General features: G+C 60.1%; 19 protein-coding genes and 1 pseudogene. 2 read left to right on the top strand and 18 right to left on the bottom strand.

The annotated features are described in order from the left end of the window. Positions 1–13: 13 nt before the first annotated feature. On the top strand, positions 14–976 hold the full coding sequence (locus AC1EKE_RS02700; protein ID WP_296158771.1) for a hypothetical protein: 963 nt from the start codon (positions 14–16) through the stop codon (positions 974–976). 25 nt (positions 977–1,001) lie between these two features. Continuing rightward, positions 1,002–3,488, top strand: a complete 2,487-nt coding sequence (locus AC1EKE_RS02705; protein ID WP_480308052.1) for a zinc-dependent metalloprotease — start codon at positions 1,002–1,004, stop codon at positions 3,486–3,488. 104 nt (positions 3,489–3,592) lie between these two features. On the opposite strand, the gene AC1EKE_RS02710 is transcribed toward AC1EKE_RS02705, so the two are convergent. From AC1EKE_RS02710 to AC1EKE_RS02795, 18 genes and pseudogenes are all read right to left on the bottom strand, one after another. After that, positions 3,593–4,117 (bottom strand): PIN domain-containing protein, encoded by a 525-nt coding sequence (locus tag AC1EKE_RS02710; RefSeq protein WP_296162960.1) that lies wholly within the window; start codon positions 4,115–4,117, stop codon positions 3,593–3,595. Between the two features lie 5 nt (positions 4,118–4,122). After that, entirely contained in the window at positions 4,123–4,914 is a 792-nt protein-coding gene (locus AC1EKE_RS02715) for an ImmA/IrrE family metallo-endopeptidase (protein ID WP_480308262.1), read from the bottom strand. 99 nt (positions 4,915–5,013) lie between these two features. After that, a pseudogene (locus tag AC1EKE_RS02720) lies at positions 5,014–5,187 on the bottom strand (helix-turn-helix domain-containing protein); the annotation flags it as partial. Positions 5,188–5,904: 717 nt separating this feature from the next. Next, positions 5,905–6,093: a hypothetical protein gene (locus AC1EKE_RS02725; RefSeq protein ID WP_480308053.1), complete on the bottom strand. Its 189-nt coding sequence runs from the start codon at positions 6,091–6,093 to the stop codon at positions 5,905–5,907. A 29-nt stretch (positions 6,094–6,122) separates the two neighbouring features. Beyond that, positions 6,123–8,030, bottom strand: coding sequence for a membrane protein insertase YidC (yidC, locus tag AC1EKE_RS02730; RefSeq protein ID WP_296162996.1), 1,908 nt, complete (start codon positions 8,028–8,030; stop codon positions 6,123–6,125). A gap of 76 nt (positions 8,031–8,106) precedes the next feature. Then, on the bottom strand, positions 8,107–9,750 hold the full coding sequence (locus AC1EKE_RS02735; protein WP_297127787.1) for a CTP synthase: 1,644 nt from the start codon (positions 9,748–9,750) through the stop codon (positions 8,107–8,109). 144 nt (positions 9,751–9,894) lie between these two features. Next, the gene (locus AC1EKE_RS02740) at positions 9,895–10,926 is read right to left on the bottom strand and encodes a sirohydrochlorin cobaltochelatase (protein ID WP_480308054.1); all 1,032 of its coding nucleotides are present in this window, start codon (positions 10,924–10,926) and stop codon (positions 9,895–9,897) included. Positions 10,927–10,971: 45 nt separating this feature from the next. Further along, positions 10,972–13,104, bottom strand: a complete 2,133-nt coding sequence (locus tag AC1EKE_RS02745) for a TonB-dependent receptor plug domain-containing protein (RefSeq protein WP_480308055.1) — start codon at positions 13,102–13,104, stop codon at positions 10,972–10,974. Between the two features lie 12 nt (positions 13,105–13,116). After that, positions 13,117–14,412 (bottom strand): cobyrinic acid a,c-diamide synthase CobB, encoded by a 1,296-nt coding sequence (locus tag AC1EKE_RS02750; protein ID WP_480308057.1) that lies wholly within the window; start codon positions 14,410–14,412, stop codon positions 13,117–13,119. Positions 14,413–14,420: 8 nt separating this feature from the next. Next, on the bottom strand, positions 14,421–16,253 hold the full coding sequence (cbiD, locus tag AC1EKE_RS02755) for a cobalt-precorrin-5B (C(1))-methyltransferase CbiD (protein ID WP_480308058.1): 1,833 nt from the start codon (positions 16,251–16,253) through the stop codon (positions 14,421–14,423). Continuing rightward, positions 16,246–17,259, bottom strand: a complete 1,014-nt coding sequence (locus tag AC1EKE_RS02760; protein WP_480308059.1) for an ABC transporter ATP-binding protein — start codon at positions 17,257–17,259, stop codon at positions 16,246–16,248. Before AC1EKE_RS02760 ends, cbiD begins: the two co-directional genes overlap by 8 nt. Next, entirely contained in the window at positions 17,256–18,296 is a 1,041-nt protein-coding gene (locus AC1EKE_RS02765; protein ID WP_480308060.1) for an iron chelate uptake ABC transporter family permease subunit, read from the bottom strand. Before AC1EKE_RS02765 ends, AC1EKE_RS02760 begins: the two co-directional genes overlap by 4 nt. Positions 18,297–18,302: 6 nt before the next feature. Next, the gene (locus tag AC1EKE_RS02770; protein WP_480308061.1) at positions 18,303–19,451 is read right to left on the bottom strand and encodes an ABC transporter substrate-binding protein; all 1,149 of its coding nucleotides are present in this window, start codon (positions 19,449–19,451) and stop codon (positions 18,303–18,305) included. Beyond that, positions 19,448–20,140, bottom strand: a complete 693-nt coding sequence (locus tag AC1EKE_RS02775) for a precorrin-2 C(20)-methyltransferase (RefSeq protein WP_480308062.1) — start codon at positions 20,138–20,140, stop codon at positions 19,448–19,450. Before AC1EKE_RS02775 ends, AC1EKE_RS02770 begins: the two co-directional genes overlap by 4 nt. Next, a complete protein-coding gene (cobM, locus tag AC1EKE_RS02780) occupies positions 20,137–21,960 on the bottom strand; it encodes a precorrin-4 C(11)-methyltransferase (RefSeq protein WP_480308063.1) in 1,824 nt (607 codons plus the stop codon). The genes AC1EKE_RS02775 and cobM overlap by 4 nt, the downstream gene beginning before the upstream one ends. Further along, positions 21,957–23,141: a precorrin-6y C5,15-methyltransferase (decarboxylating) subunit CbiE gene (cbiE, locus tag AC1EKE_RS02785; RefSeq protein ID WP_480308064.1), complete on the bottom strand. Its 1,185-nt coding sequence runs from the start codon at positions 23,139–23,141 to the stop codon at positions 21,957–21,959. The genes cobM and cbiE overlap by 4 nt, the downstream gene beginning before the upstream one ends. Further along, positions 23,138–24,544, bottom strand: a complete 1,407-nt coding sequence (gene cobJ / locus AC1EKE_RS02790) for a precorrin-3B C(17)-methyltransferase (RefSeq protein WP_480308065.1) — start codon at positions 24,542–24,544, stop codon at positions 23,138–23,140. The genes cbiE and cobJ overlap by 4 nt, the downstream gene beginning before the upstream one ends. A gap of 281 nt (positions 24,545–24,825) precedes the next feature. Further along, positions 24,826–26,268 (bottom strand): PepSY domain-containing protein, encoded by a 1,443-nt coding sequence (locus AC1EKE_RS02795; protein ID WP_480308066.1) that lies wholly within the window; start codon positions 26,266–26,268, stop codon positions 24,826–24,828. Positions 26,269–26,272: the final 4 nt, after the last annotated feature.

Below are 26,272 nucleotides of genomic sequence, written 5' to 3' on the forward strand. Positions count from 1 at the left end.
ACCAGTATAGGATATGAAACGCCATACAACATCGACACTCACCACGCTCGCAGGGCTGGTACTGCTCACTACCATCGCCTGCCATCGGGAGGCGCCCGTTGTCTCGGAGCTGGGCAAGCCACAATACGAGATCAAGGACGGCTCCGACTACGTATCTCACACCATCTACGACATCTACAAGCGGACCGGTCTCGAGATCGTCTACAACTTTGACCCCAAGCATGCCAGGTGGAATCTCGGCAGCCCTCAGGTCACCGGTCCACGATACACCGCCATTGATCCATCCAGCCCGGAGGATATGAAGATGGTGGAGGACAACCTTCACTTCTTCGCAGAGGAGTTCCTCCCCGGCTACTCTGATGACTTCATCAAGCAGTACTTCCCTCTGCGCTGCTTCATGGCAGACACGATATCCAAGTACAAAAAGGGGTCCAATGAAATCTTTGCCACCTCACTCCGCGACCACATAGCCTTCAATATGTACCGCGAGGGAGAGATCATCACCGGTACGCCGCAGTACAAGACGCGCGAGGAGATACGTACAGAGATGATCCCCCAACTGCACTCGACGCTCTGGGCCTTCATCTTTGCCCACCGCATCAGCGCCCCTACAGCATTCAAGGCACTCTCTCAGGACTTCTACAATCAGAATATCGGGAAGAAAATGAAGGTGGACAACAAGGAGGACCTCGACCACAAGAGGGACGTCCTGATGGGTCACGGTTTCTGGGACTACGACGAGTTCAATAGCTTTGCCTACTATAGATCCTACAAGGATCCCTCACTCGACATTGCCGACTACATTTACCGTATGACGACGATGTCGGAGGCGGAGATCCAGGAGGCGATGGGCGACTACACGATCATGCACGAGAAGTACGATGCCCTCCGCTCCTTCATCAAGGACAAGACCGGCATGGACCTCCAGACCATCGGCAACGCTGCCGCCAAGAAGCGCCAGACCCCCGGCGATTAATCACTCAGACATCACTACATAACACATGAGACACTACTACAGACTCCTCCTCACCCTACTGCTGCTACTTCCGACCGGCGCCACCCGCCTTCAGGCCCAGGACTTCGGCGACCTGATCGGAGCAGTCGTGGACAAAGAGAACGAGCCCAAGGACGACAAGGGGAAGGAGGATAAGGACGATAAGGGGAAAAAGTACTCCGACGTCATCAAGAATCCCTCCAAGACCGTGCGAGGATTTATCGACCTGCATCTCCAGAAGGGGAAGGTCTACATGGAGATCCCGGTCGCCCTCCTCGACCGACCGATGCTATTCACCGGTCGTGTCGATGCCATCAGCGACAATACCGATGTCATCGCCGGCGAGATGCCGGCGGAGCCCCTGATGGTCTCTTGGTCAAAGGACGACGAGCGCGTCTACCTCCACCAGCTCAATACCGCCATCACCGCTGACCCCGAGTCCTCGATCTATAAGAGGGTGCAGGACAATCACCTGATGCCGGTGCTGAGTGCCTTCAAGATCGCCACCTGGCGCCCCGACTCCACCGCTGTGGTCATCGACGCCACGTCGCTCTTCCTCACCGACAAGGCCCCGATCACGCCCTTCCTCCCCAAGTCCCCCTTTGACTCCTTCTTCGGATCCAATAAGCTGAGCGGGAGCTTCAAGAAGGACCTCTCCTCCGTCACCGACATCAGCGCCTTCCCGCGCAATCTCAACGTGACCGTTCGCGCCGTCTACACCGTGGACAAGGAGCCCTTCACCGCGGTGATCAATGCCTCCCTCGGTCTGCTGCCGGACGACAAGGATATGATGCGTCCCCGCCTGCACGACTACCGCATAGGCTACTTCACCAATGGGACCACCAAGATCACCACCGACGCCCTGTCGATGGAGAAGGTGAAGTACATCAATCGCTGGCGCCTGGAGCCAAAGCCCGAGGACATCGAGCGGCATAAGCGAGGCGAACTCGTCGTCCCCGCCAAGCCAATCGTCTACTACGTCGATGATGCATTCCCCGACGAGTGGTACCCCTACCTCAAGCAAGGCATCGAGGACTGGCAGAAGGCATTTGAGGCCATAGGCTTCAAGGACGCCATCGTCGCGAAGCGCTATCCGAAGGATGACCCGAGCTTTAACCCCAACGACATCCGCTACACCTGCCTCATCTACTCCTCCTCTCAGCAGGCCAATGCGATGGGACCCTCCTGGACCGACCCCCGCACAGGTGAGATCCTCCAGGCCTCGGTATACTTCTACCACAACGTGCTGGAGCTGATCCACGACTGGCGATTCTGCCAGACGGCAGCTGCCGATCCCTCCGCTCGCGGTCTCCACTACGAGATCTCCGTCCTCGGTCCGATGCTGCGCTACATCGTGGCACACGAGGTGGGGCACACCCTTGGCCTGATGCACAATATGGGTGCCTCCTCTTCCTACAAGGTGGAGGACCTCCGCTCCCCCGACTTCACCGCCAAGTACGGCACCACCCCATCCATCATGGACTACGCGCGCTACAATTACGTCGCACAGCCCGGTGATGGCGTAACCAACTTCCTCCCACCCCTCATCGGTATGTACGATATGTACGCCATCGCCTGGGGCTACAAGCCGATCTACGAGGCTGCCACCCCAGAGGAGGAGCGTCCGATCCTCAATCGCTGGATCACCGAGAAACAGGGTGACCGTCGCTTCGCCTACGGGCCTCAACAGATCCTCTCCAATGCCGACTACACCGCTCAGACCGAGGACCTTGGCGATGATCCGGTGCTGGCAAGCTACTACGGGATCGAGAATCTAAAGCGCACAGTGGATCATCTCTTTGACTGGACTCCTCAGGAAGACGGCAAGACCTACAAGGCTCAGGAGCGCCTGCTCAGCTCGCTGGCAGGGCAATTCCGCCTCTACATCGGCCACGCCACCTCCGTCATCGGAGGCTTTAGGAGAAATCTCCCCGTGCACGGTGACGGACAGACCAAGTACTCCGTGCCCTCCCGGAAGGAGCAGCAACGCGCACTTCGCTTTGTCCTCGACCAGTCAATTGACTTCCCCCGCTGGATGTCCACGAAGGAGGTGACGGAGAAGCTTGGCAAGCAGCCCAATAGCTTCTCCGACCAGATCTTCTCCACCATGAGCATGCTGACCGGCACCTCCGTCCTGAGCCGTCTCTCCAATACGGCTCTCTACTCCGAGGAGCGAAACCCCTACACGCCCGATGCCTACCTCGCCGACCTGCACGACTATGTGTGGCAAAATGGCGGAGCACTCACCCCCGTGGAGCGCAATATGCAGTATGCCTACGTCACTCAGCTGCTCAGCGGGCTCGGACTCGATGGGAAGAAGAGCAACGACAAGCAGAAGCTCAAGACTCAGGCGATCAACGTCCGTGGACCGCTCTACAAGAGCCTCCTCGGTGCCCGCTCAGTCATCTCCTCACGGATGGGCAACCACCCCGAGGCCGGTCACTACGCCGATCTCTACTACATGATCGATCGCGCCCTCAGCGGTAGGAACTGACCCCCCCCCACCCATCAAGCGGGGCATGTCGACCACCCGGTCGGCATGCCCCGCTTCTTTTGGTATCATTGCTGTCCGATAAAAGTTTGTCGGACAGCAATGATTTAGAGGAAACTACGACTTGCCAGCTCTGACCAATTCCTTATCCTGAGCTCAATTTCGTCATATGGGAGCCGGGGGTTAAGCTCAAATAAGTGGCGTATTTTTATTACGGCTTCGGCAGGAGGCAGCAGACCTCGTCGGACCATTTCATCAAGTATAAATAGTATTCCATGGACGTCAATGTCCTTCTCCTTTGCCATCTTGATCATCTTCTTATCCCCCGTGAGGACCACCGCTTTGTGCCGAATACCCTGGTAGAGAACCGCACAGTCCGTAAAAGACAATCCCCGGCGTGTCCTTTTCTCAAAGAATTGGAAGATTTCCTCTACAAATCCCTCCTCCTCAAATTGCTCAATATATAGCCCATCAGTGCTCTCTACAATGGCTCTCTGCTCAGGATCCTCGAGTTCATTGACAACGAAAATATTGGTATAGATCTTATAGCCCAGACTCAAGAAACACTCATATAACTCAATTGAGATCAAGTCTATAAAGATGTTTGTGTCACTGATAACGATTAGCCTCATAGCACTCATAAACTGGAGTTGAGTAAGTGATCGGACATCTCGGCACTTATGCCCGCATCGCTGAGGTAAACCTTAGCCTTAGACATTGTGATCAAGGACTTGTCCAGCGCTCGTATCACTAAGCGGACAAATCGCTGACTTAATGGCTCCTCATATCTACTCTTCTCAATTTCGCTCTTCAGTTCAGGAGACGCGTTCTTCTTCATCCAGTAGCTTTTATACTTTGACTCAGAGATAAAGAGCAGCGCTTTGAGTCGATATATGATGGCATCTATTGAGATACCATAAGTCGACTGAAGCTCCTCGAGGTCAGTCATCGAGAGGGTCTTCACTCGTCCCCAGAAATAACTCTTCAGGATCTGATCGGGGAGTAGTAAGTGGCTTGCAAAGGAGGTACAGATATCCTCGATCTCTTTCTTTGACCTAGCACGTAGCTTGTCGTTTAGCAAGAGGTGACCCAGCTCATGCAAGAGGGTCATCCTCACCCTCTCAGCCTGGCTAATCTCAGTATTATAGGTGATTACAGGTATGTGGTCATCTACAAGTAAGCTCACTCCATCAAAGCCCTTCTCGCCCTTAATACCTACTACTATGATGCCCATCTCCTCAAGGAGTGCCGAGGCTGAGGCAATGGGTGAGCGACCCAGTGCAAAGTGGTCTCGCACGCGACAAGCTATATCATCTATATCCTCCGGCTCTATCGACTCTATATCACTCAGATACTCCGATGTAAAATTATGGCGAATGGCAAGGATCTCCTCAATCTCCAAGTAATTCTCCACCTGAAGCTCAATCATTTGCCAGATCATACTCTGTTTCTTTTCGGATAGGGCCTTTATTTTTCTATAGCTAACCTCTCTCGATCTAAAGGTCTCCTCTCGCACAAAGTAGTCCACGGGCAGATCAAGTGCCTTAGCGATCAAGAGCAAGGTAGGGCCATTCAGACTCCTTTGACCTTTCTCGATGTATCTAATCTGAGTATGAGACAAGCCGGTACTATCAGCCAACTTGCGGAGAGAGAAGCCTCTCAACATTCTGGCCTTTTCGATTCGGGTTCCTATTGCAGACATAGTTTAGGGACTTTATGGGATGTATGAGTTGCCTTTTTGTTTACAAATTTACGATTTTCCTTTAATACTGTAAACAACATCCGGGTGCCACTCCAGGGGTGACGCATCTGAGTGGCACAGAAGCCACTCAACTCATTGTGAAGAGTGGGGAACGAAGCACCCCTTGTGGGTGCCCGTTTCTTAGCCACGTGGTCGAGGGGCGTAGCCTCGAAGACCCGTGGACCAGACATAGCAAGCAATCGCGACCCCGCCAGGGTGTCGCACTTACCAGTCAGGCAATCAGTGCGACACCTTGGCGGGGTCGATGGGAAAGAGGATTTCTGCTCGGCGACCCGCAAGGGGTCGAGGGTGTAGGCTCTGTACATCGGTCACCGCTTCGCGGATGACAGATGCCTATGGAGCGAGCACCCTTCGGGTGCCTCAGGGATGAGCCCCCTTGATATATGATTACTTTAATGCTCAAATGGGTCACCCCTGTCCCCTCAATCGACCTTAGGATCACCCCTAAATCTAATATCGGTATTAGAGTTTCGCAAGAAGGATAGGAGGTAGACGGGCTATAGACCGGGGGGTCGAGAGGGTGCGGAAGTGCGGCAATAAAAAAGCCCGCTCTCTGAGCCGAGGCGACAGGTGTCGGATCGGCTGAGAGAGCGGGCTATCTGTGTGGGGTGACGACGGATCGAGGGAGTGCCTCGGTGGCGTCAGCATAGAGAGACCTTAGCTCTGCGGGTCGTCGGTGGCGTTTCTCTTGATGAAGAGCCAGATCACCAGAGCGATGATCACGAGCACGAGGAGAGAGATCCCGGCGAAGGCGAGGAGGTGGACGGCACCCTTGACGGCGTAGTAGATCCCTACGCAGAGGAGGAAGATGATCGCAAGGGTAATGAGGATTATCTTGAAGTTCATATACTTAACTGCTTATATGGGTTGGCGTATTAGCGTCCGTTTTTCTGCTGCTGCTCGCGGAGCTTCTTCATCTGCTCCTTCTGAGCTCTCTCAAGCCGCTCCATGAAGCCTGACTGCTTCTTTTTCTTGGGCTTCTTGGCATTCTCCTGCAGCTGGGCGAAGAGCTTCTTCTCATCGATGGCCCACTGGAAGGCCTTGGTCTGCAGGATACTGATGAGGAGGGAGGCGAAGTAGTAGAGCGAGAGTCCGGAGGCGTTGTTATTGAGGAAGAAGAAGAGGAAGACCGACATGAAGATCGGCATCGCCTTCATCATACAGGCAGACTGCTGATCACCGCCTGCCGTGCCGGACTGCGTGAGCCGCATGTAGATGATCTGCGTCACGGTCATCAGGAGGCAGAAGAGCGAGATGTGGTCTCCGATCATCGGGATGTCGGCACCCCAGCGGATCACGTCGTCGTAGGTACTGAGGTCCTGCGCCCAGAGGAAGCTCTCACCGCGGAGGTTGAGGCTGGTGGGGAAGTACTGGTACATGGCGATGAGGATCGGCATCTGGAGGAGCATCGGCAGGCAGCCACCCATGACGTTGACACCGGCATTCTGGTAGAGCTGCATCGTCGCCTTATTGCGCTCCATCATCTTGTCCTCGCCGGGGTACTTCGCATTGATCTCATCGACGAGCGGCTTGATGACCCGCATCTTGGCCTGACTCTTGAAGGACTTGTAGGTAAAGGGAGCGAGTATCAGCTTGATGATCAGCGTCAGGAGGATGATGATGAGCCCGTAATTGGTGATGTACTTCTCGAGGAAATTGAAGACCGGCAGTACGACCCAGACGGTGATAAAGCGGAACCACTTCCCCATATCAATCACCTCGGTCAGGTGGGTCTTGTCGCCGAGGTCCTTGTCGAGGCTCTTCAGGAGGGAGTGGTCGTTGGGACCATTGTAGATCTGGAGCGAGATGGGCTGTGTGCCATCAAAGGGGAGGACAAACTTTGCCTCCATCTCCTTGAGCTTCTGCGGATCTCCCTTGATCACCTCCTGGCTTGCCGCCAGTGTGCCGAGGCGATTGCGGGAGTAGACGATCGTGGAGAAGAACATATCTCGGAAGGCGACCCACTTCACCTCGTTCGTCAGCTCCTTATCCTCCGACTTGCCGGTATTGAGCTTATCGACGTCACCGTCGGTGAATTCGTAGGCTATGCCGGAGTAGCGCTGCTCGGCCTGCTCGCTCTTCTCATTCTTATAGATAGAGAGGGACATATCCGCGTCGAGGAAGGGGGAGTTGGGGGCCATCACGCTCTTGAAGTCTCCCGTGCCGGCGATGGTGACATCGATGAGGTACTTGGGGAGAAGGGTGTAGACGAGCGTAAGGCTGGAGCCATTGGTCGCCATGGCAGACATCTTGACCTGCGTGGGGCTCACCTGCTCACCGACGAAGTAGAGGTCCTCGGTGCGGACGACGCGGTTTCCGCTCGTGAAGAGGGTGAGATTGAAGTGACTGTCGTCCGGTCGGATGAGGCGGATGGGGGCTCCCTGGTAGTCCTTATACCCCAGTACCTCCGAGGAGATCGGCTTACCGCCCTTCGTGGAGAGGGTGACGGAGAGGGAGTCATTGGCGATCGTGAAGGTCTGCTCCCTACCGTGTGCAGCTGGAGCGAAGGGACCAAATGCCTCCGCTGCCTGAGCCGTCAGGATGGAGTCGCGCTCGGCGGGGGTGTACTGTGCGAGGGTGGCACTCCTACGGAGGGAGTCCTCTGTCGCGATCCGGTCTATGGAGTCGGCCATGGCGCGCTCCTCGGCCTGAGCGGCGAGCGCCACGGAGTCGGCGTAGCGCTGCCGGAGCTCCAGCTCCTCCTTGGAGGGGCGCCCGAGGAGGGAGAATACCACGAGGACTACGCCCATAAGGACGAGACCGATGATCGTATTTTTATCCATTACTTATCTGTCTGAGGACAGCTCAGCAGGGTGAGCCGTCGAGATGATCGTCTGTACTTAAGTGTGTAGATCTGCTTTACTTGGTCTCTCCCTCACGAGCAGCCTTATGCCGGAGGGCCGCCTCGACGAGAGACATAAAGAGCGGGTGGGTGTGCTGGAGGGTGCTGGAGTACTCGGGGTGATACTGCACACCGATGAACCACTGCTTGTCGGGCAGCTCCACCACCTCCACGAGACCGGTCTCGGGGTTGCGACCAGCGATCAGCACGCCCGCCTCCTCAAAGGCCTGCTCGTACTTGCTATTAAACTCATACCGGTGGCGGTGACGCTCACGGATGGTCTCCGTGCCGTAGATCTGTGCCACCTTGCTACCCTTAGTCAGCTCGCAATCGTAGCCACCGAGGCGCATGGTGCCACCCAGCATGGTCACCTCCTTCTGCTCCTCCATCAGGTCGATGACGGGGTCGGGGGTCTGGGAGTCAAATTCGGTACTATTTGCCTGCTCCAGCCCGAGCATATCGCGGGCTATCTCGATGCAGATGCACTGCATGCCGAGGCAGATGCCGAGGGTCGGCAGGTCGTGCTCACGGCAGTAGCGGATCGCGGTCAGCTTGCCGGGGATGCCACGCGAGCCGAAGCCCGGTGCGATCACCACCGCATCGCAGGGAGCGAGTAGCTCAGCGACATTCTCATCCGTGATCTTCTCGCTCGAGATGCGGACGAGATCGACCAAGCGACCATTATAGACACCGCTCTGCTGGATCGCCTCGTCGATCGACTTGTAGGCGTCCTGGAGAGAGACGTACTTGCCGACGAGACCGATCTTGACCGGCTCTTTCTTCTTCGCCTCCTCGCCCAGCTCGAGGTAGTGGCGCCACTCCTTCAGCTCGGGAGCGGGACCGACGGGGAGCTTGAGCTGCCGCAGCACCGCCTCGTCCATTTTCTGCTCCTGGAGGAGTAGCGGCACACGGTAGATGGAGGGGCAGTCGTAGGACTGGATCACCGCATCCTTGGGGACGTTGCAGAAGAGTGCCACCTTGCGCAGCAGGTCATCCTCGAGCCTCATCTCGCTCCTCAGGACCAGCATATCCGGCTGGATACCCTCCTCCTGGAGTGACTTGACAGAGTGCTGAGTAGGCTTCGTCTTAAGCTCCTTAGCCGCATGGAGATAGGGGACATAGGTGAGGTGGATCACCATACAATTGTCGTCACCCAGCTCCCACTTGAGCTGTCGTACCGCCTCGAGGAAGGGGAGTGACTCGATGTCGCCCACCGTACCACCGATCTCGGTGATGATGATATCGTAGTCGTCGTCCTTAGAGAGGCGCTTGACACAGCGCTTGATCTCGTCCGTGATGTGGGGGACCACCTGTACCGTCTTGCCGAGGAAGTCTCCCCGGCGCTCCCGCTGGATCACGTTTTGATAGACGCGCCCTGTGGTGACGTTGCTATTGCGGGAGGTCTTGATATCGAGGAAGCGCTCATAGTGCCCCAGGTCGAGGTCAGCCTCATAGCCGTCATCGGTGACGAAGCACTCGCCATGCTCATAGGGATTGAGCGTCCCTGGGTCGATATTGATGTAGGGATCAAACTTCTGGATCGTGCACTTCAGCCCGCGGCTGATCAGCAGTCGACCGAGAGAGGAGGCGATGATGCCCTTACCGAGGGAGGAGACCACCCCGCCGGTGACGAATATATACTTGGTGTCCTTTGTTTTCATGGCGCTACAATGACTGGATAATAACAGCATAGACCCACCTACACTGTGTCGCAAAGATACCATTTTTACCCCGAAAGCCTCACAAGGAGCGTCCCCTGCCGTGTGATGCACGACAGGGGACGCTGAGGCTGAGAGAGGGGGAGATTAGTCCTCCTTCTCAGGATACATAGGTGCCCCCTTCAGGGTCTGCTCCATGTGGCTGATCCAGACGTTGGCGATGGCGGGATAGTCGGCAAGTCCCTTCATGATGCAATTCTCGAGCGTGCAGGTGTAGCCTGCCTTGACCATCTCGGCGCGCCAGCTGCCCTCCTCGGCCGGGGTCCCTACTCCGCCCTTGAGGTCGTTATTGGCGTGGTCACCGGCGATGGACATCAGCGGGTGGAGGATCACCTCGCCGGAGGTAAAGCCGGCGGCCTTCATCCGCGCGATCATATCACCGACGTAGTTGCCCTCCATATCGACTGTGGCGACGAAGTAGTGCTTGTCGAGCTTCTGGAGCGCCTTCTCGATCATGACGTAACGGCTGTTACCATTGCGGTAGTTCATATCAACTGGGTTGCCGTGACCCATGAAGCATACGAGCTTACCGGCCTTGACCTTCTCGCCGAAGACCTTGTGCAGCTCGGCAGCCACCTTATCGCAGTCGACCCCCTCGTGGAGGAGCGGACCAGCGAGGTAGACGGTCACATCGGCAAAGGGGGTCTTTCCCCCCTCTACGCTGTGGTTGTGGAAGTCCTTGAGGCAATTCTGCACCCGGAGATACTCCTCACCGGGGATGACGTGGAGGGACTGCACGGCGATGTCCTTGTAGCCGGCATTGCCGAGCGCCTCCATATAGAATTGCGGGGCATAGTAGTTCCACCCCTTCTGCGCGCAACGAGTCATGCAGATCTCGGAGGTGAAGGAGAAGTAGACGTCCCGGTCGGGGAACTTTGCCTTGAAGCTCTTGACCAGCTCCTTGAAGGACTGCTGTGGAGCATCCCAGGTGCTGCCGAAGGAGACGAGGAGGAGTGCCTTATCGGTGCTCTTCGTCGTCTTGACCTCCTGAGTCACGGCGGTCATCTTCTTGTCGTAATTGGACTTGAGGACCGGCTTGTTGTCGCTCTCACAGCCACTGAGGGCTGTAGCGAGCATGCCCATCAGTAGGAGGGGCATCAGTTTCATTAGCTTACGCATAGTAAAGTGATGATAAAAAAGGTGAGTAAAAAACTATAGGTGCGATCACTCCTCAGAGTCATCGTCTGTAGACTGTCGGTGAGACCGACCGGAGGCAGACTTAAGTTCCTTGCCGAAGTTGATCGTGCAGGAGAGGTAGAAGGTGCGCCCCGGAGTGTAGGTCCCGTAGTGGAGCCCATGGTAGGTGGTCTCGTAGTAATTGAAGATATTGTCGACCCCGGCATCGATAGCGAGGCGCCAGGAGTTGCTGAGAGTAAGGTCGTGGCGGGTATTGATCCGCCAGAGGTTGTAGGGCTTGCCATTGCCGTCGTCCTGGTAGTAGCGCGTGCTCTGCATCCTGCCGTAGAGCCCCACGCCGAGGTGGTAGCGGTCGGGGAGCAGCTCGCGCGACCAGTCGAGGCCTATGGTGCCACGGTGGTGTGCCATTCCGTCGATGATCACCCGCTTCATCGTCTCCTCCTCGAGGTCGTAGAGCAGGGCATCGGTATCGAGGTAGCTGTAGCCCGCTGAGAGGGCAAGCGAGGGCAGCACCTGCCACTTCCCCTGGAAGTCCACCCCGAGGGTGCGGGCGCTGTCCATATTCTTATACATCCGCACGCGCGCCGGGTCGTAGGTGAGGAGCAACTCCGACGGAGCCTCAGAGCGCGGCACGGTGACGAGAGTGATCATATTGCGGAGCCAATTGGCATACCCTGTGACGTGGAGGGAGAGGGATCCCTCCCGATACTCGATGTCCCCCGACAGGTAGCGGCTCGACTGGGCATCCAGCCCCTCATTGCCGAGGTAGAGTGCCAGCATCCCCATCTGGCGGACATAGCGGTAGTGGAGCTGCTTATTGGAGGGCGTCTTGAAGCCCTCCGAGTAAGTCCCGCGGAGATTGACCGGCCCCACCTTATACCTGAGGGAGAGCTTTGGCGAGAGCTTTAGTCCAAAGGCAGGATGATAGGTGAGTCGTGCGCCGGCAGTGACATTGAGCCGGTCGACCGGGTCCCACTCGTCCTGCAGATAGAGCCCGAGGAGATAGTCCTGCACCCGCTCGCGGTCAAGCCGGTAAGGGGCGATGAGCCAATTGTACTGCAGGTCCAGTCCGGTGCTGAGGCGATTGTGTGCCGGCAGCTCGAGGACTCCCTTCAGGTGTCCGATCAGTCTCTGCTGATCGCTCTGCAGGGCAACGTCGCCGGGGTAGTAGGGGTAGCTATTCTCCTTCCCCTTATCATCCCACTCCTTGATCCAGGTAAGCCCGGTGTAGACGTAGTAGTAGGCGTGCCGGTCGTAGAGGAGGTCCGCCGTGAGCAGGTGCCCCTCCGGGAGCTGCCAGCGGATGCCGGTGGCAGCGGAGGCGTTGCGGTAGCGGAAGTCGTAGGTCTTGTAGTCCGGGATGCCGGTGGGGCGGTGGATGTCCTTGCGGTAGACGCTTCCCTCGAGGTAGGCGGAGAGGAGCTTGGAGGGGCGCCAGTCGAGCCGCTCACCGAGGGTATAGTCGAGGTAAGGGTTGCTGGTGTTATTGACGGAGTTGGTCACCGGGTGCTCGTACCTATTGGGGTCCTCGTAGGTGGTGTTTTGCCAGCCGGCGGAGTGCTTGAGGTGAAAGTCCGTCCGCGAGGTGACCCTGCCGATCGTCGCCTGTGCGGAGGTCGACTGGATCACCGAGCCGTAGGAGCCGATGCGGGTGGTATTGACAAGCGAGAGGTCGCGCGTACTCTTGCGGGTGATGATATTGATCACGCCGGCTATGGCATCACTGCCGTAGAGGGCGGACGAGGCACCGCGGATCACCTCGATGCGGTCGATCCGCGTCGGGTCGATGACATCGAGATTGACCTGCCCACCGAGGTCGCCCATCAGCCGCTTGCCGTCTACGAGGATCAGGACGTACCCACCCGAGAGCCCGCCCATCTGCATCGAGGTGCCCATATCGCTCCGGCTGAAGTCTATCGACGGGATCAGCCCGGAGAGGATCTGCGAGAGCGGTGCGTGACCAAAGCTCCGAAGCGTCTTTCGGTCGATCACCTCGGTCTGCACCGGGGCATCCTTGATCAGTCGGAGCGTCCCGGTGCCGGTGACGACAAATTCGTCGAGGCTGTAGTCCCGCACCGAGTCGCCCGGTAGCGTCTGCGCCGTGGCGACGGTGCCGAGGAGTAGCCCCGCAGCGAGGAGAGGAAGAAAGTGATGTGACATATAGATAAGGTGTTACTTGATTTCCATTCCGATCAGGCGAGCCACCAGCTCGTCCGTAAGGGCAAGGTGGGTGTAACTTGCCAGTAGCCGCCCCCGCCGCCAGAGAGCCGCAGGCACCGCCTCCCCACGAGCATCGTACTGCTGCAGGGAGGAGGGAAGGGGATCGATGATATGGGAGTAGTGAAACTCGTGTCCCCTCACCGCCACGCCGTCGAGCGTGAAGCTCCGGTACCCGAGCGTCAGCCGCTTCCCCTCCATCGTCGCCACCTGGTCAAGCACCCCGGCGAGGTCGTACGCCCGACCGCTCTCATCGATGATCTGCCGGCAGAGGAGCATCATCCCCCCACACTCGGCGAGGAGCGGGCGGCCGCTGTCAGCGTACTCCCGGAGACTGCGGAGCATCGACCGATTGTGCGCCAGTTGCTCCAAGTACAGCTCCGGGTACCCACCCGGGAGGTAGAGAGAGTCGCACTCCGGCACACGCTTATCCCGTAGCGGACTGAAGAATGTGACCTCGCCAAAGCGGGCGAGCACCCTCAGGCTCTCCTCGTAGACGAAGCTGCACGCCTCGTCACGGGCGACGGCGATACGGAGGTCAGCCCTCCGCTCCGCCGACTCCCGTGGGGCGGTGATCCCCTCGCACGCCGTCTGCTCCAGCAGGTGGTCGAGGTCGATGCTCTCCTCCACCAGATCCGCTGCTGCCTCGGCATACTGCTCGGCGACATCCCGCTCCTCAGTCTGCAGACCGAGGTAGCGCTCGGGGATCACAAGGGCATCGCACTTGGGAAGCACGCCGAGGACCGGCAGCCCCGCCGCCTCCACCGCCTCGGTGAGGAAGTGTCGGTGCCGGGGGGAGCTCACCTTATTGAGGATCACGCCGGCTATCGACACTCGTGGGTCGAAGTGGCGGTAGCCGTAGAGTAGAGGTGCCAGACTATATGCCATCGCCCCCGGTGTCACCACCAGCACCACCGGCAGGCGGAGCAGGCGCGCCACCTCGGCGGACGAACCGCGATCCCGGTCGTAGCCATCGAAGAGTCCCATCACGCCCTCAGCCACCGTCACCTCAGTCTCGGCGGCATATCGGCGATAGATCTCCTCCACACCATCCTCGCCATAGAGGAAGGTGTCGAGATTGATCGACGGCCGACCGGTCGCTGTGGCGTGGAGCTTCGGGTCGAGGTAGTCCGGACCGCACTTGAAGGACTGCACCCGCAGTCCCCGCCGGACAAGCGCCCGCAGGAGTCCCATGGTGACGATGCTCTTTCCACTGCCTGAGCGGGGTGCGCCGATGAGGAAGCTATTCATACGTGGTTTCACTTATTCTTATCCTCCACATTTCGCTCTATCAGTCCGCCCTCCTTGTCGATCAGGATCAGGTCGAGCCGGATCCCCGGGACGAGAGGCTTGCAGACGGCGTAGCAGCGGTCGAGGAGGATGTGGTAGAAGGGGTGTGCGTGGTCGGGGAGGATCTCCCAGATCTCGCCCGCCATGGTGATGCCGTCAATGCGGTCGAGTGTTGCCTCGTCGAGACCGCTCTCCCGACCGAGGCTGCGGATGAATGGCTTGCTCATCACCGACTTCTTGCTGTGGGTGTCGAGCTGTCCCTCCGCCAGCTTGACCGCCTTACCGATCATGATGCCGAGGGTGATGTGGGCAAAGTCCATTGCCCGCGCCATCTCGAGGCAGCGACCGATGAAGTTGCCGTACTGGACGAAGGCGTTGGGCGGGAGGTCGGGGAAGTGCGCTCGGAGCCACCTCTCGCTCTTGCCGCCGGAGTTGATCACCAGGTGCTCCCCGAAGACCGACCGCGAGACGCCCATCTCCCGGCGGATCGAGTCGACCCACGCCTCGGTGGAGAAGGGACGAAGCACACCGGTGGTGCCGAGGATCGAGATTCCATCGACGACGCCGAGGCGGGGATTGAAGGTGTGCGGTGCCAGCGTCTCGCCCTCCGGGACGGTGATGGTGATGTCGATGCCGACCCGACTGAGGTCGACGAGTCGCCCCACAGCCTCTGTCATCATCTGACGGGGTCCGGGGTTGATGGCGGGGTCACCGATCGGCAGTCCGATGCCGGGGAGGGTGATTCGCCCCACCCCTTTGCCCCCATAGAAGGTGACGCCAGTGTGACTGTCGGTAAGGCGGACGGTGGAGAGGATAGCGGTGCCGCTCGTCACGTCGGGGTCGTCCCCGGAGTACTTGATCGCCGTGGCGGTGGCGCACTCCTCGCTCTCTATGCAGGTCTCGCTGATCGGGAAGCGGATCTCCTCACCGGTGAGTAGCCGAACCGGCACCTCGGTGTAGGTCTCGTCATTGAGGAGCGCCAGCAGAGCCGCCGTGGTGGCAGCGGTGGCGGTGGTGCCGGTGGTGAAGCCGATGCGGAGGGGGAAGAAGTCGGGATCCAGTCGCTCAAGCGCCCTGCGCAGTCCCACGGGACCGAGGACGGTCTCCGTCGGTCGGTAGCCGAGGGTCGGTCGGCGGATGACGAGTATCGGGATGCCGAGATCGGTGGCGGCTTTCACTTTTCCCTCAAAGCCACTGCTTTCGCCACTCTCCTTGAGGAGCAGCAGGTCGGGTCGCAGTCGCTCCATGAGCGCCCGGTCATCCTGCGCCCGGTCGTAGTAGATGAGGCGGTTGCGGGGGAAGTCGCTCTCGCTGACGATCCGCTCCGTCTCGGGTATCGGCATCACCCTCAGCCAGACCTCGTGCCGCAGCGGGTAGTCCCCCATGGCGGCGATGCTCTTGACCCCGGTGAGGGCAAGGAGTCGGCGGGGGCTGAGCCGCTCCAGTTCCTTCATCGCCTCGGGGAAGGAGCTGACGGAGAGCGCCCCCTCGGGGAGCGGAGGGAAGGCTCGCTCATACCGAATCGTCGGCAGGGCGACTTCGCTTGCCGCCTTGGCGACATTCCGGTGAACGATGGTGGCAAAGGGGTGAGCCGCATCGACGAGGACACTCACCTCCTCCCGCCGGCAGAGTGCCGTCATCGCATCGGCATCCAAGGGACCCTCCAGCCGGGTGCCATGATGTAGGGCGACCTCCTGCGAGGTGCCAAGGGTGGAGTAGAGGAAGGGCTTGCCCGCCTCCTCGCACACCTCCACCGCAGCCCTGCCTTCGGTAGTACCGCCGATGATAAGGATCTTACCCATGGTGCTCGTCGTTTGTTAGTAGGTCGAGGAGTTCCTCAATCGTGGTGGGGTGATGGCTCCTTCCGTCAGCGGTCCTGAGGAGCAACCCCTCATCAGAGAGCTCGATCGCATCGGCACTCTCCGCCTCAGGGGTGGCGAGGATGGCATTGCGCCTCAGCGCCTTCACGACCATATGGTAGAGCGGGAGGAGCCGGTGTGTAGGGGCGCTGATGCGGATGGTGCGGGTGTGGGGGTTCTCGATGCGGAAGAGCCCTCTGAGCCGGTCAAAGACGATATCCCTCCGCTCAAAGAAGTCACTCAGTGTCCCATCAAGGGAGAGATCCTCCGGGGTGCCGATGTGTAGTCGCTTCTCATCATCGAGGAGCCAGATCTTGTCTGCGATCTGGAGCGCCATCTCGAGGTCGTGGATGGAGAGGAAGATGGTCTTGTGCGTCTCTCGGGAGAGCCGGTGGAGGAGTTGCATCATGTCCACCTTGGAGGGGAAGTCAAGGAAGGAGGTGGGCTCATCGAGGAGGATGATCGGGGTCTCCTGGGCGAGTGCCTTTGCGATCATCACCTTCTGTCGCTCTCCGTCGCTGAGCGTCCCGACGTCGCGGGGAGCGAAGCGCTCCATGCCCACGAGACGGAGGGCGTCGAGGGCTTTCCGCTCATTGGCAGCATCCACCTTTCCCCAAAATCCGGTGTATAGGCTGCGCCCGAGGGAGACGAGGTCGAGCACGGTCATGTGTCCCACCTCTATCCGCTCCGTCAGCACGACACTGATGAGCCGCGCCAACTCCCGGCTCTTGTAGCCGCCTATCTCGCCCCCGCGGACGAGGATGGAGCCGCCGAGCTTGGGCTGGAAGGCGGCAATCGTGCGGAGGAGGGTTGACTTGCCCACGCCATTGGACCCGATGAGGCAGGTGAGCTCACCGGAGTAGACGGTGGCGGAGAGCCCCTCGGCGACCACCCTGTGCGGGTAGCCGATGGCGAGGTTGCGCAGCTCTATGGTGATCTCCTTACTCATAGTCTCTCGCCCCGACGGCGACTGAAGAGGACCCAGATGACTATCGGGGCACCGATGAGGGCAGTGACCGAATTGATCGGCAGCGCCCCCTCGAAGCCCGGCATCCGTGCGATGACGCTGCAGATCAGGGCGAGCAACGCCCCGACGAGCGTCACCGCCGGCATCAGGATCCGATGATTGGAGGTGGCGAAAATGGTGCGGCAGAGGTGCGGCACCGCCAGACCGATGAAGACGATCGGGCCGCAGTAGGCGGTGACGATGGCGGTGAGGAGGCAGGAGCAGAAGATCACCCGGTGGCGGGCGCGCTTGTAGTTGAGCCCGAGGCTGCGGGCATAGTTCTCTCCGAGCAGCAGGAGGTTAAGCGTCTTGATGAGGGGAAAGGAGAGGGGGATCAGCACCAGCATCAGGAGGACGAAGGTGGTGACGCGGTCGCCGCTCACCTTGGAGAAGCTCCCCAGTCCCCAGACGACATAGCTGCGTACATCCTCATCGTTGCTAAAGAACTTCAGCACCCCGATGATCGCATTGGCAATGTAGCCGATCATCACGCCCATGATGAGGAGGACGACATTCCCCTTCACCTTCTCCGACATGATCATGATGATCCCCATCACCGCCAGTGCCCCGAGGAGTGCCGCCACCGAGACCGCCATCTCCCCGACGAAGCCCATGCGGATCAGTGCCCTCTGGCTGATGCTCCCCGAGAGGAGCACAAGAGTCGCCACGCCGAGGCTGGCACCGGAGCTGATGCCGAGCTCCGAGGGACCGGCGAGGGGATTTCGGAAGACCGTCTGCATGAGCAGTCCGCTGATGGAGAGCCCCGCACCGGCGACGAGGGCGGTGATGGTCTGCGGGTAGCGGCTCTTCCAGACGATGTTACGCCAGATCTCACTCCCTCCGGTGTCGCGCCCGAAGAGGATATCCACCACGTCGCGGAAGGGGATCGCGATCGTTCCGAGAGAGAGGTTGAGGACGAAGGCGACGACGATCAGGATCGCAACGATGCCGAAGGCTATGGCGTTACGGGAGCGGGGCATAGTATATCACTTCTCCCTCGTCAGGAGGTCGTAGTAGACGGGTGTATGGTCGGGGAGCAGCTCGGGGTGGAAGGCGTGGATCAGGTCGGCAAGGACCACCTCCGGCTCCACCGGTGAGCCCTCGTAGAAGGGGCGCTCCGAGAGATTGCAGTAGAGCACTTTCCGCTCCTTGTACGCCCGGAAGTCTCTGTACCGAGCGTCTGTGCGTGCGAGCACATCGTAGGAGTAGTCGCCCTTGTAGTTATTGGTGATCCGCCAGAAGTCCGCATCCGCCGCCTGGCTGTAGACGGTCTCAAAGTCGAGGTAAAAACCCCCGGACTCCTTATTGTCCCTCAGGAAATAGTCCCCACCGGCATCGCGGAAGAGGTGCGCGAGGTAGCTCTCCCCGCCGACGACATACCAGTTGCCCCCATGCAGCTCACCGCTGAGGATCTTCGGGCGGGGCAGGTTGGGCGTGATGAGACTCTGGAGCTGGTGATAGCGCTGCTCTATCTGGTCAAAGGTCTGCTCCGCCTGATCCTCCTTCCCGAGGAGGAGGGCGGTGAGCTTGATCCACTCCGCCTGACCGAGCGGGGAGGTCTCCTTGTACCCGAGGAAGGTGAGGAGCGGGATGTCGAGCTCCTTGAGGGCATCATACCCTCCGCGCTTGAAGGGGGAGACGAGGATCAGGTCCGGCTCCAGTGCCATGATCAGCTCGGAGTCAAAGTTTCCCTCTATCCCGATCCGCCGCGCCTTGCCCTCCGCCAGGCGGTCGAGCATCTTCTGATTGAAGAGGAAGTGGGTACTCGGCATACCGACGACCCGGTCGACGGCATCGAGCTTGATGAAGTTGGAGAGTTGCAGCGTCGTCATCACGATCACCCGCCTCACCGGCACCTCTATCGGCGTGTAGCCCTCGGGGATCTCCCCGCCGGCATCTGTCCCTCGGGGGACTAAGGCGTAGCGATAGACTTCGCTCTCCGGCTTCGTCGGGTCGGAGATGTCGACCAGCGTTACGCCCTCACTGCGGGTGATCCTCAGCCCCTCGGCATAGCGGATGAGCGAGTCACCGGCGATCATCGTCTCCTCCCTGCCCTGCGTCTCCTTTCCCCCGCAGGAGGAGAGGAGAAGGAGGAGAAGGGAGAGAGCACCATATAGATAGGTCTGCATTTTCATCTCGTGCTTGGCTTAATGATAAGGAGGGAGAAGTAGGGGAAAGGGGTCTCGGGGAGGGACCTCAGGCTGTCGGTGACCAGCTCCCGCTCCTCGTCGCCGATGTACTCACCATAGAGGATGGAGACCGGAGGATCGGTCCGGAGGAAGTCCCGTACCGCCTCCTCCGAGCGGGAGAGCTTCATCACGACCACCACCCGGCCCCTGTCGATCGCCTCCCGGAGCTGCTCCGCACTCTCGACCCGACTGAGCACGAGGAGCGACTGCTCCCCCAGGACCAGCGGTCTGCTGAGGCACGCCGGCAGCGTCATGTAGTAAGGGATGCCGGGGAGGATGAAGTGGGGCATATCCCTCTCCCTGAGGAGCCGGCAGACATAGCCCGCACTGGAGTAGGTCCCTGCGTCACCGATGGTGACGAGAGCGGTGGAGATGTCGGCGAGACAGTCCGCCTCGAGCTGACCAGCGAGTGCCTCGTAGGCTGAGGCGGCTGCTCTCCGGTCACTCTGCATCGGGACGGAGAGTATGGTCACCTTCTTCTCCAGCACCGGTCCTGAGGGAAGTGCCCGGATGATCTCTACTGCCGCCTCACCTATAGCGTAGATGCGCTCCACATCCTGCAGAGCCCAGTATGCGCGGAGGGTGATATCCTCCGGCTCCCCGCTGCCGAGAGAGACGATCATGATGGGTGTCATGGGCGAAAGAGATGCTTAAAGTCCTTGTGGTACAGGCGAGACAGCCCCTCACGATTGCCTATCGCCTCACCCACGACGATCATGGTAGTGAGCTTAAGCCCCTGCTCGCGGACGATCCTTGCGAGATCCCTGAGCTCCCCGCGGTAGATCCGCTGCTCGGGGTGGGTCAGCTTATAGCAGACCGCCACAGGGGTGGTCGGTGGGTAGTGGGTGAGCAGCTCCCTCTCCACCTCCTCAGCGATCGAGGCACTGAGGTAGATGCACATCGTGCTCTGTGAGGCGGCGAGCCGGGAGAGTTGCTCCCGCTCCGGCACCGGTGTGCGCCCGCTGCCTCGGGTCAGGATAATGGTCTGCACCCGCTCCGGGATGGTGAATTCGCTCTGCAGCTCTGCCGCTGCCGCCTGGAAGGAGGAGATCCCCGGCGTGATGTGGTACTCCATGCCCTCCTCGTCGAGGATCGCCATCTGCTCCTCGATGGCGCCATAGATGCATGGGTCACCGGTGTGGAGTCGCACGACGAGCGCCCCCCGGTCGTAGAAGCTCTTCATCAGGGCTATCTGCTCCCCGAGTGCCATCCCCGCCGAGCTACGGACGACCGCTCCCTCCTTGGCGCACTCCGTCAGAGCCACCGGGACGAGGCTTCCGGCGTAGAGGATCAGGTCAGCCGCCTCGAGGAAGTGTCTCCCTCGCACAGAGATCAAGTCCGGGTCTCCGGGTCCTGCGCCGACAAATTCGATGTGCCCTCTCATCACTCCATTGCGCTCTATGGCGAGGGCAAAGGTAAAGTCACTCCCCTCGCTCAGCTTCCCCTTCTGCTTCTCGATCACCAGCTCGCCCCCTCCCGAGGAAGTGAGGGCAGACGCCTCGGAGACGCTGGCAGAGCCGGTCGCCTCACCGACCCGCTCCGAGGGATGCGGCACGCTCACCCCATCGAGCGTCTCGCTGTCGTAGTAGCGGATCGGCACCCCCAGTCGCTCTGCCAGCGCCTCGAGGATCGGTTCGCCACGCTTCAGCTCTATACTGGAGAGGTCCGCTATGGAGAGAGGGGAGAAGCCCCCTGCCCTCACCTCCGAGAGGATGTGGTCGGTCACCCCCGTCGGGTCGGCCATGCGCCGGCAGCCGACACCGAGATGAAGGAGGGGCGGGCGGTAGCAGAGCTGTGGCAAATCGAGCTTGTCGTGGTACCGGCACCCCACGGTGATCAGGAGGTCAAAGTCCCGGGGGCGGATCTCCTCCGCCTTATGGAAAAGAGTGACCCACTCCGGCCTCGTCCGCTCGAGGAGTGCCGTCCCCGCCGAGCGTGTCTCTATGAGAAGTGCCACCCGGTGACGCTCCACGAAGAGGGCGATGGCGTGATTCATCGTCGTGCCGAGCAGCTCTGTCCGCCAGCCCTGCTCCTCGCCCAGCGTATCGAGAGCCCACAGCCCCCGGCGGTCGCTCTGCGTCGTGACGACAGCCTCACCACCGAGGATATGGGCGATGCGACGGGCGAGGTCGTTGGCTCCGCCGACATGCCCCGAGGCGACGGGGATCACGTAGTGACCCGTCGTGTCGATGCAGAGGATGGCGGGGTCGATGTGCTTATCCTGCAGGAGATCGCCCACGGTCCGGACACAGATCCCGAGGGCGGAGCAGAAGATCAGCGCAGAGTACTCCCCGATCAGCTCCCGGCACCCCTCCCGCAGGGACGCTATGGTGCGGAAACCCTCCGCCTCCACCGTGCTGTAGAGAGTGACACCCGGGAGCTCATCCCTGAGCAGCAGGGCAATCTCTCTCCCCTCGCGGGAGATGGTGAGTATGGCTACATTCTTCTCTTTCATTTCGTTGCTTGCATCACATGGATGGGATTGAAGTGGTCGACAGCCATCAGCGTCTCCTCCGACAGTCCGGTGCCGACATCGGCAAGGCTGCTGAGGAAGAGCTGTCGGCTCTCGTCACTGACAGAATTGAAGACGATCCGCCCGCCCACAGGCAGCAGCGGATAGATCCGCCGGATCATCTCAGGGAGTCGTCCGCCGTGCCCCCCGATGAAGACCGCATCCGGAGTCGGGAGGTCTGAGAGATCAGCGTCCAGGAAGTCCCCCGGGACGAAGTCGATCCCCGGGGCATGGAGCCTCCGGGCATTGGTCTCCAGGAGTGCTCCGCCCTCCGGACGGACCTCAAAGGCGACCACAGAGAGGTGGGGAAACTGCAGCTTAGCCTCTATCGAGACAGAGCCGGTGCAGGAGCCCACATCCCAGAGCGTCTGCGCCTGATGCAGCCCGAGGAGCGACAGGCTCTGCAGCCGTATCGGTGACTTGGTGATCATCCGGGGGCGTCCCTCCAGCGGGACAAAGGACTCATCCGGGATCCCAAAGGGACGCTCCAGAGTCCTCGTGCGGAGGAGGATCAGGTTATTGGGATAGCTGAAGTCCCTCTCCCTCATCTCCTCGATCGACAGCCGCGTCACCCTCTGCTCCGCCCGATTGCCGAGATGCTCGCCAACGTAAGCGACGTAATTGTCATAGCCATAGGCGATCATCCGCTCCGCTATCGTGCGAGGTGTGTGGTGCCTCAGGTCGGTCAGGATGCCGATCATCCGCTCCCCGCAGATCAGAGCCTCGTCAAGCGCCCTCCAGGGACGACCGGTCAGTGAGACCACATGCATATCCTGATAGGGAAGCAGTGCTGCATGAGCCAGCATCTGGAGCGAGTGGAAGTGGGGGAAGAGAGTGATCTCCGCCTCGGGGTGCAGCTCCATAATCCGCTGACCGATGCCATTGAATATCGGGTCACAGGAGGCTACCACCACCATATCCTCATACCTTCCGTAGCTGCGGATCTGATCATCTATCGGAGGGATGATGTCGATCCAGTCGTGCTCCGTCGGGAGGAAGGGGCGCATGATCTCGTGGTGCCGTCGCCCGCCGGAGAAGTGCCGGTGCGAGCGGATCACCTCCCGCACCTCCTCCGAGAGCGTCTGCTCCCGACTGTCGCTGATACCGATGAGGAAGACCTTCATACGTCTCTGCCGGGGCGTATCGCCGCCGCATCGTCATAGCTCAGGATCGCATTGCAGAGCGTGGCAGCGAGGTTGCTCCCGCCCTTGCGCCCCTCGATGATCAGCTTGGGGATCTCCCGGAAGGGCTTGATCATATGCTTAGACTCACAGACGTGGACAAAGCCCACCGGTGCGGCGATGATGCCTGCCGGCTCAGCCTTCCCCTGATGGATCAGGTCGGCGAGCTCCATCAGCGCCGTGGGGGCGTTGCCAAAGGCGAAGAGCGCACGGGGGTGATCCTTCACCGCCAGACGGATCCCCGCCTGCGTGCGGGTGAGCTTACCGCCCGCCGTCATCTCCGCGATGCGAGGGTCGTGGAGGTAGCACTTGGCCTCCAGCCCATACCGCTCGAGGGCCTTTTTCCTTATCCCGGAGACCACCATCGTCACATCGGTCACGATGGTGTCGACTGCGCCGGAGCTTATCCGCTCATAGATCCGCCGCACAGCCTCGGGATCGGTGTGGAGCAGCTCCTCCATCTCAAAGTCTGCCGTCGTGTGGATCGCATGGAGCAGCGCCCAGAGGTGTCCGGTATCGTATCGGTCAGCGTGCTTGAGGAGCGGGAGGATGGTGTGGAAGCTCTCGCTCATGATCATGGCACCGACAGAGCCCTCTCGCTCCTCCTCGCGGTAGTAGCCTCTCGGCGTGACGATATGGTCACCGGAGACGTAGCTCTGACTATTGCCGATCAGGATCATCGTCAGCATATCCACCTCCGCCTCGTCGAGGTGATCCAGCGTGGTGATCTGCACCCTCTGCTCCGGTCGGCCGGCCTGATAGACGATGCCGACAGGGGTATCCCCCTTGCGGTGTAGGAGAAAGAGCTCCACGAGGCGGGTCAGTTGCCAGTACCTCTGCCGGCTGCGGGGATTGAAGACAGCGGTGACGAAGTCGCCCTCCGCTGCCGCCACGATCCTCCGCTCGATCACCGCCCAGGGGGTCATCAGGTCAGAGAGAGAGACGGAGCAGAAGTCGTGACCGAGCGGGGCACCAAGGAGTGCCGCCGCCATCTGGAAGGAGGAGATCCCCGGGAGGGTCTCCAGCTCCACCTCACTCCCCCGCTCATCCCGCATCTCATAGAGCAGCGGGGCCATCCCGTAGATGCCTGCGTCACCGGAGCTGATCATGCAGACGGTGGCACCCGCCTCCGCCCGCTCAAAGGCGAGCTCTCCCCGCTCACGCTCCTGACGCATGCCGGTATCGATGCACTCAGCCCCCTCGTGGAGCAGCGGCTCTACGAAGCGGAAGTAGTACTTGTACCCCACCACCACGTCGGCCTGACGAAGCACCTGCTCCACGGCAGGCGTCACCTGCTCCGGACTGCCGGGACCGATCCCGACGACATATATCTTTCCTCTCTTCATACGATCATATCTCATTCATTCAGGTATCTACCGCGATCGGCAGAACTCGTGATCCGGGTCCATCTGTCACCCGCCCCGGGAGGACTGGCCCTCAGCAGGAAGTGGACCCCTAATTCTTTTACCGATATTAGATTTGTCTAATACCGATATTAGTCTTCTCTAATACCGGTATTAGACAAATCTAATATCGGTATTAGTCTGAGGGCATCTCCACCTGCTCTCCGAGCAGCAGTTCCGGTATCGGTAGCATAACTAAGCATAGGTCACAGATTATGAGAGCCTTACTTTCGTCGAGTCAGCCGCCTCAGGTAGCGCCACCCCATCACCACTCCGGTCACGGAGACCACCAGTCCGCCCAGCACGAGCGTCAGCATCGCCACGAGGCGGACCGTGCTGTGCTCGGAGAAGAACTTTGACCTCAGGTTGTGGCAGAAGGGGTAGAGCCACTTCTGCAGCCGGTCGTTGCGACTGAAGTAGCGCGAGTAGCCACCGGTGGGGCTGACATAGAGCCGGCTCCCATCTGCGTCGTCGACGCTCACCCGATAGATCGGCAGCTCGTAGTCTCCCCGATTGTAGGCGTAGTAATTGTCATACTCATCGATCAGCTCGATCCTCATCGGACTGCCAAAGACCGGCTCCAGCTTGCTCCGTAGATCACTCTCCGTGAGCCACAGCGGTGCCAGGCTCGGATCACTCCCGTCGAGGGTCTCACTCCTCTCTCCGTAGGTCACCTCGTAGTAGGGCTTGGTGCCGTACTGACGCCAGGCAATCCCCGTGACCCCACCCCGTGCAGCGAGCAGACGATAGTCGGTGGCAAAGAGGGAGAGGTCGACCGGACCCTCCGCCCGCGACCGCTTGGCGAGACTCTTGTCGTGCCTCGGTGTCGGGAAGTCCGACAGGTCAATGAGCGAGGAGGCTCCACTGAGTGCGAAGAGCATCAGGGAGAGACCGAAGAGGCAACCGGCGATATGATGCCAGCGGAAGGTCCCACGGTATGGACTGCCGAGACGGTGCCGGCGCTTGTAGTGACGGATCAGCATATGGATCCCCACCACCAGCCCGCTGAGGCACATCACCCCTCCCAGCGCACCGAGGAGGCTGACCACCCAGACCCAGAGCGATCTATTGCTCCGCAGTCCGGGGTAGTAGAACATATGGGGGACAGTCCCCAGCGAGGAGACGATCCGCTCTCGCTTGGTGCAGCACTGGAGCGCCCTCCCACTCTTTCCCGAGAGGTAGAGCCACGTCCCCTCCGGGTCATCGAAGACGAAGCGGTAGATCGGCAGCTCCTTCTTATTCCGCTCATAGGCGGTCCAGGTGTCGATGCTCCGGAGCGTGTCGATGTGCGCTATCGGGTAGCTACTGAAGCGAGCCGCATAGCTCCGGCACCACTCCTCGGGCATCGCCTTGGGATCCACCGGGGCGAGCGTACTATCGGCTCGCAGCGTCAGCCTCGTCCCCGAGTCGGTCTCGATGGTAAAGGTGGGGACGCCATAGGTGGTGCCAAGCGCAAGCGCCGTACAGCGCTCCCCCTCCGGCAGGCGACTCCTCACGCTGTCTAAGGGTGGCAGCAGCTCCGGGATGGTGTCGGCGACCCTTTCAGCCGCATCCCCCAGCCGGGGATAGCTGCTGAAGATCATCACCGACCCGGAGATGAGCCAGAGGACAAAGAGCGGCGCGAGGATCGTCCCGAGGATCCGATGCAGTTGCTTCCAGTGCTTCATTGCG

The sequence above is a fragment of the Porphyromonas sp. C0041D3 genome (assembly GCF_056590575.1).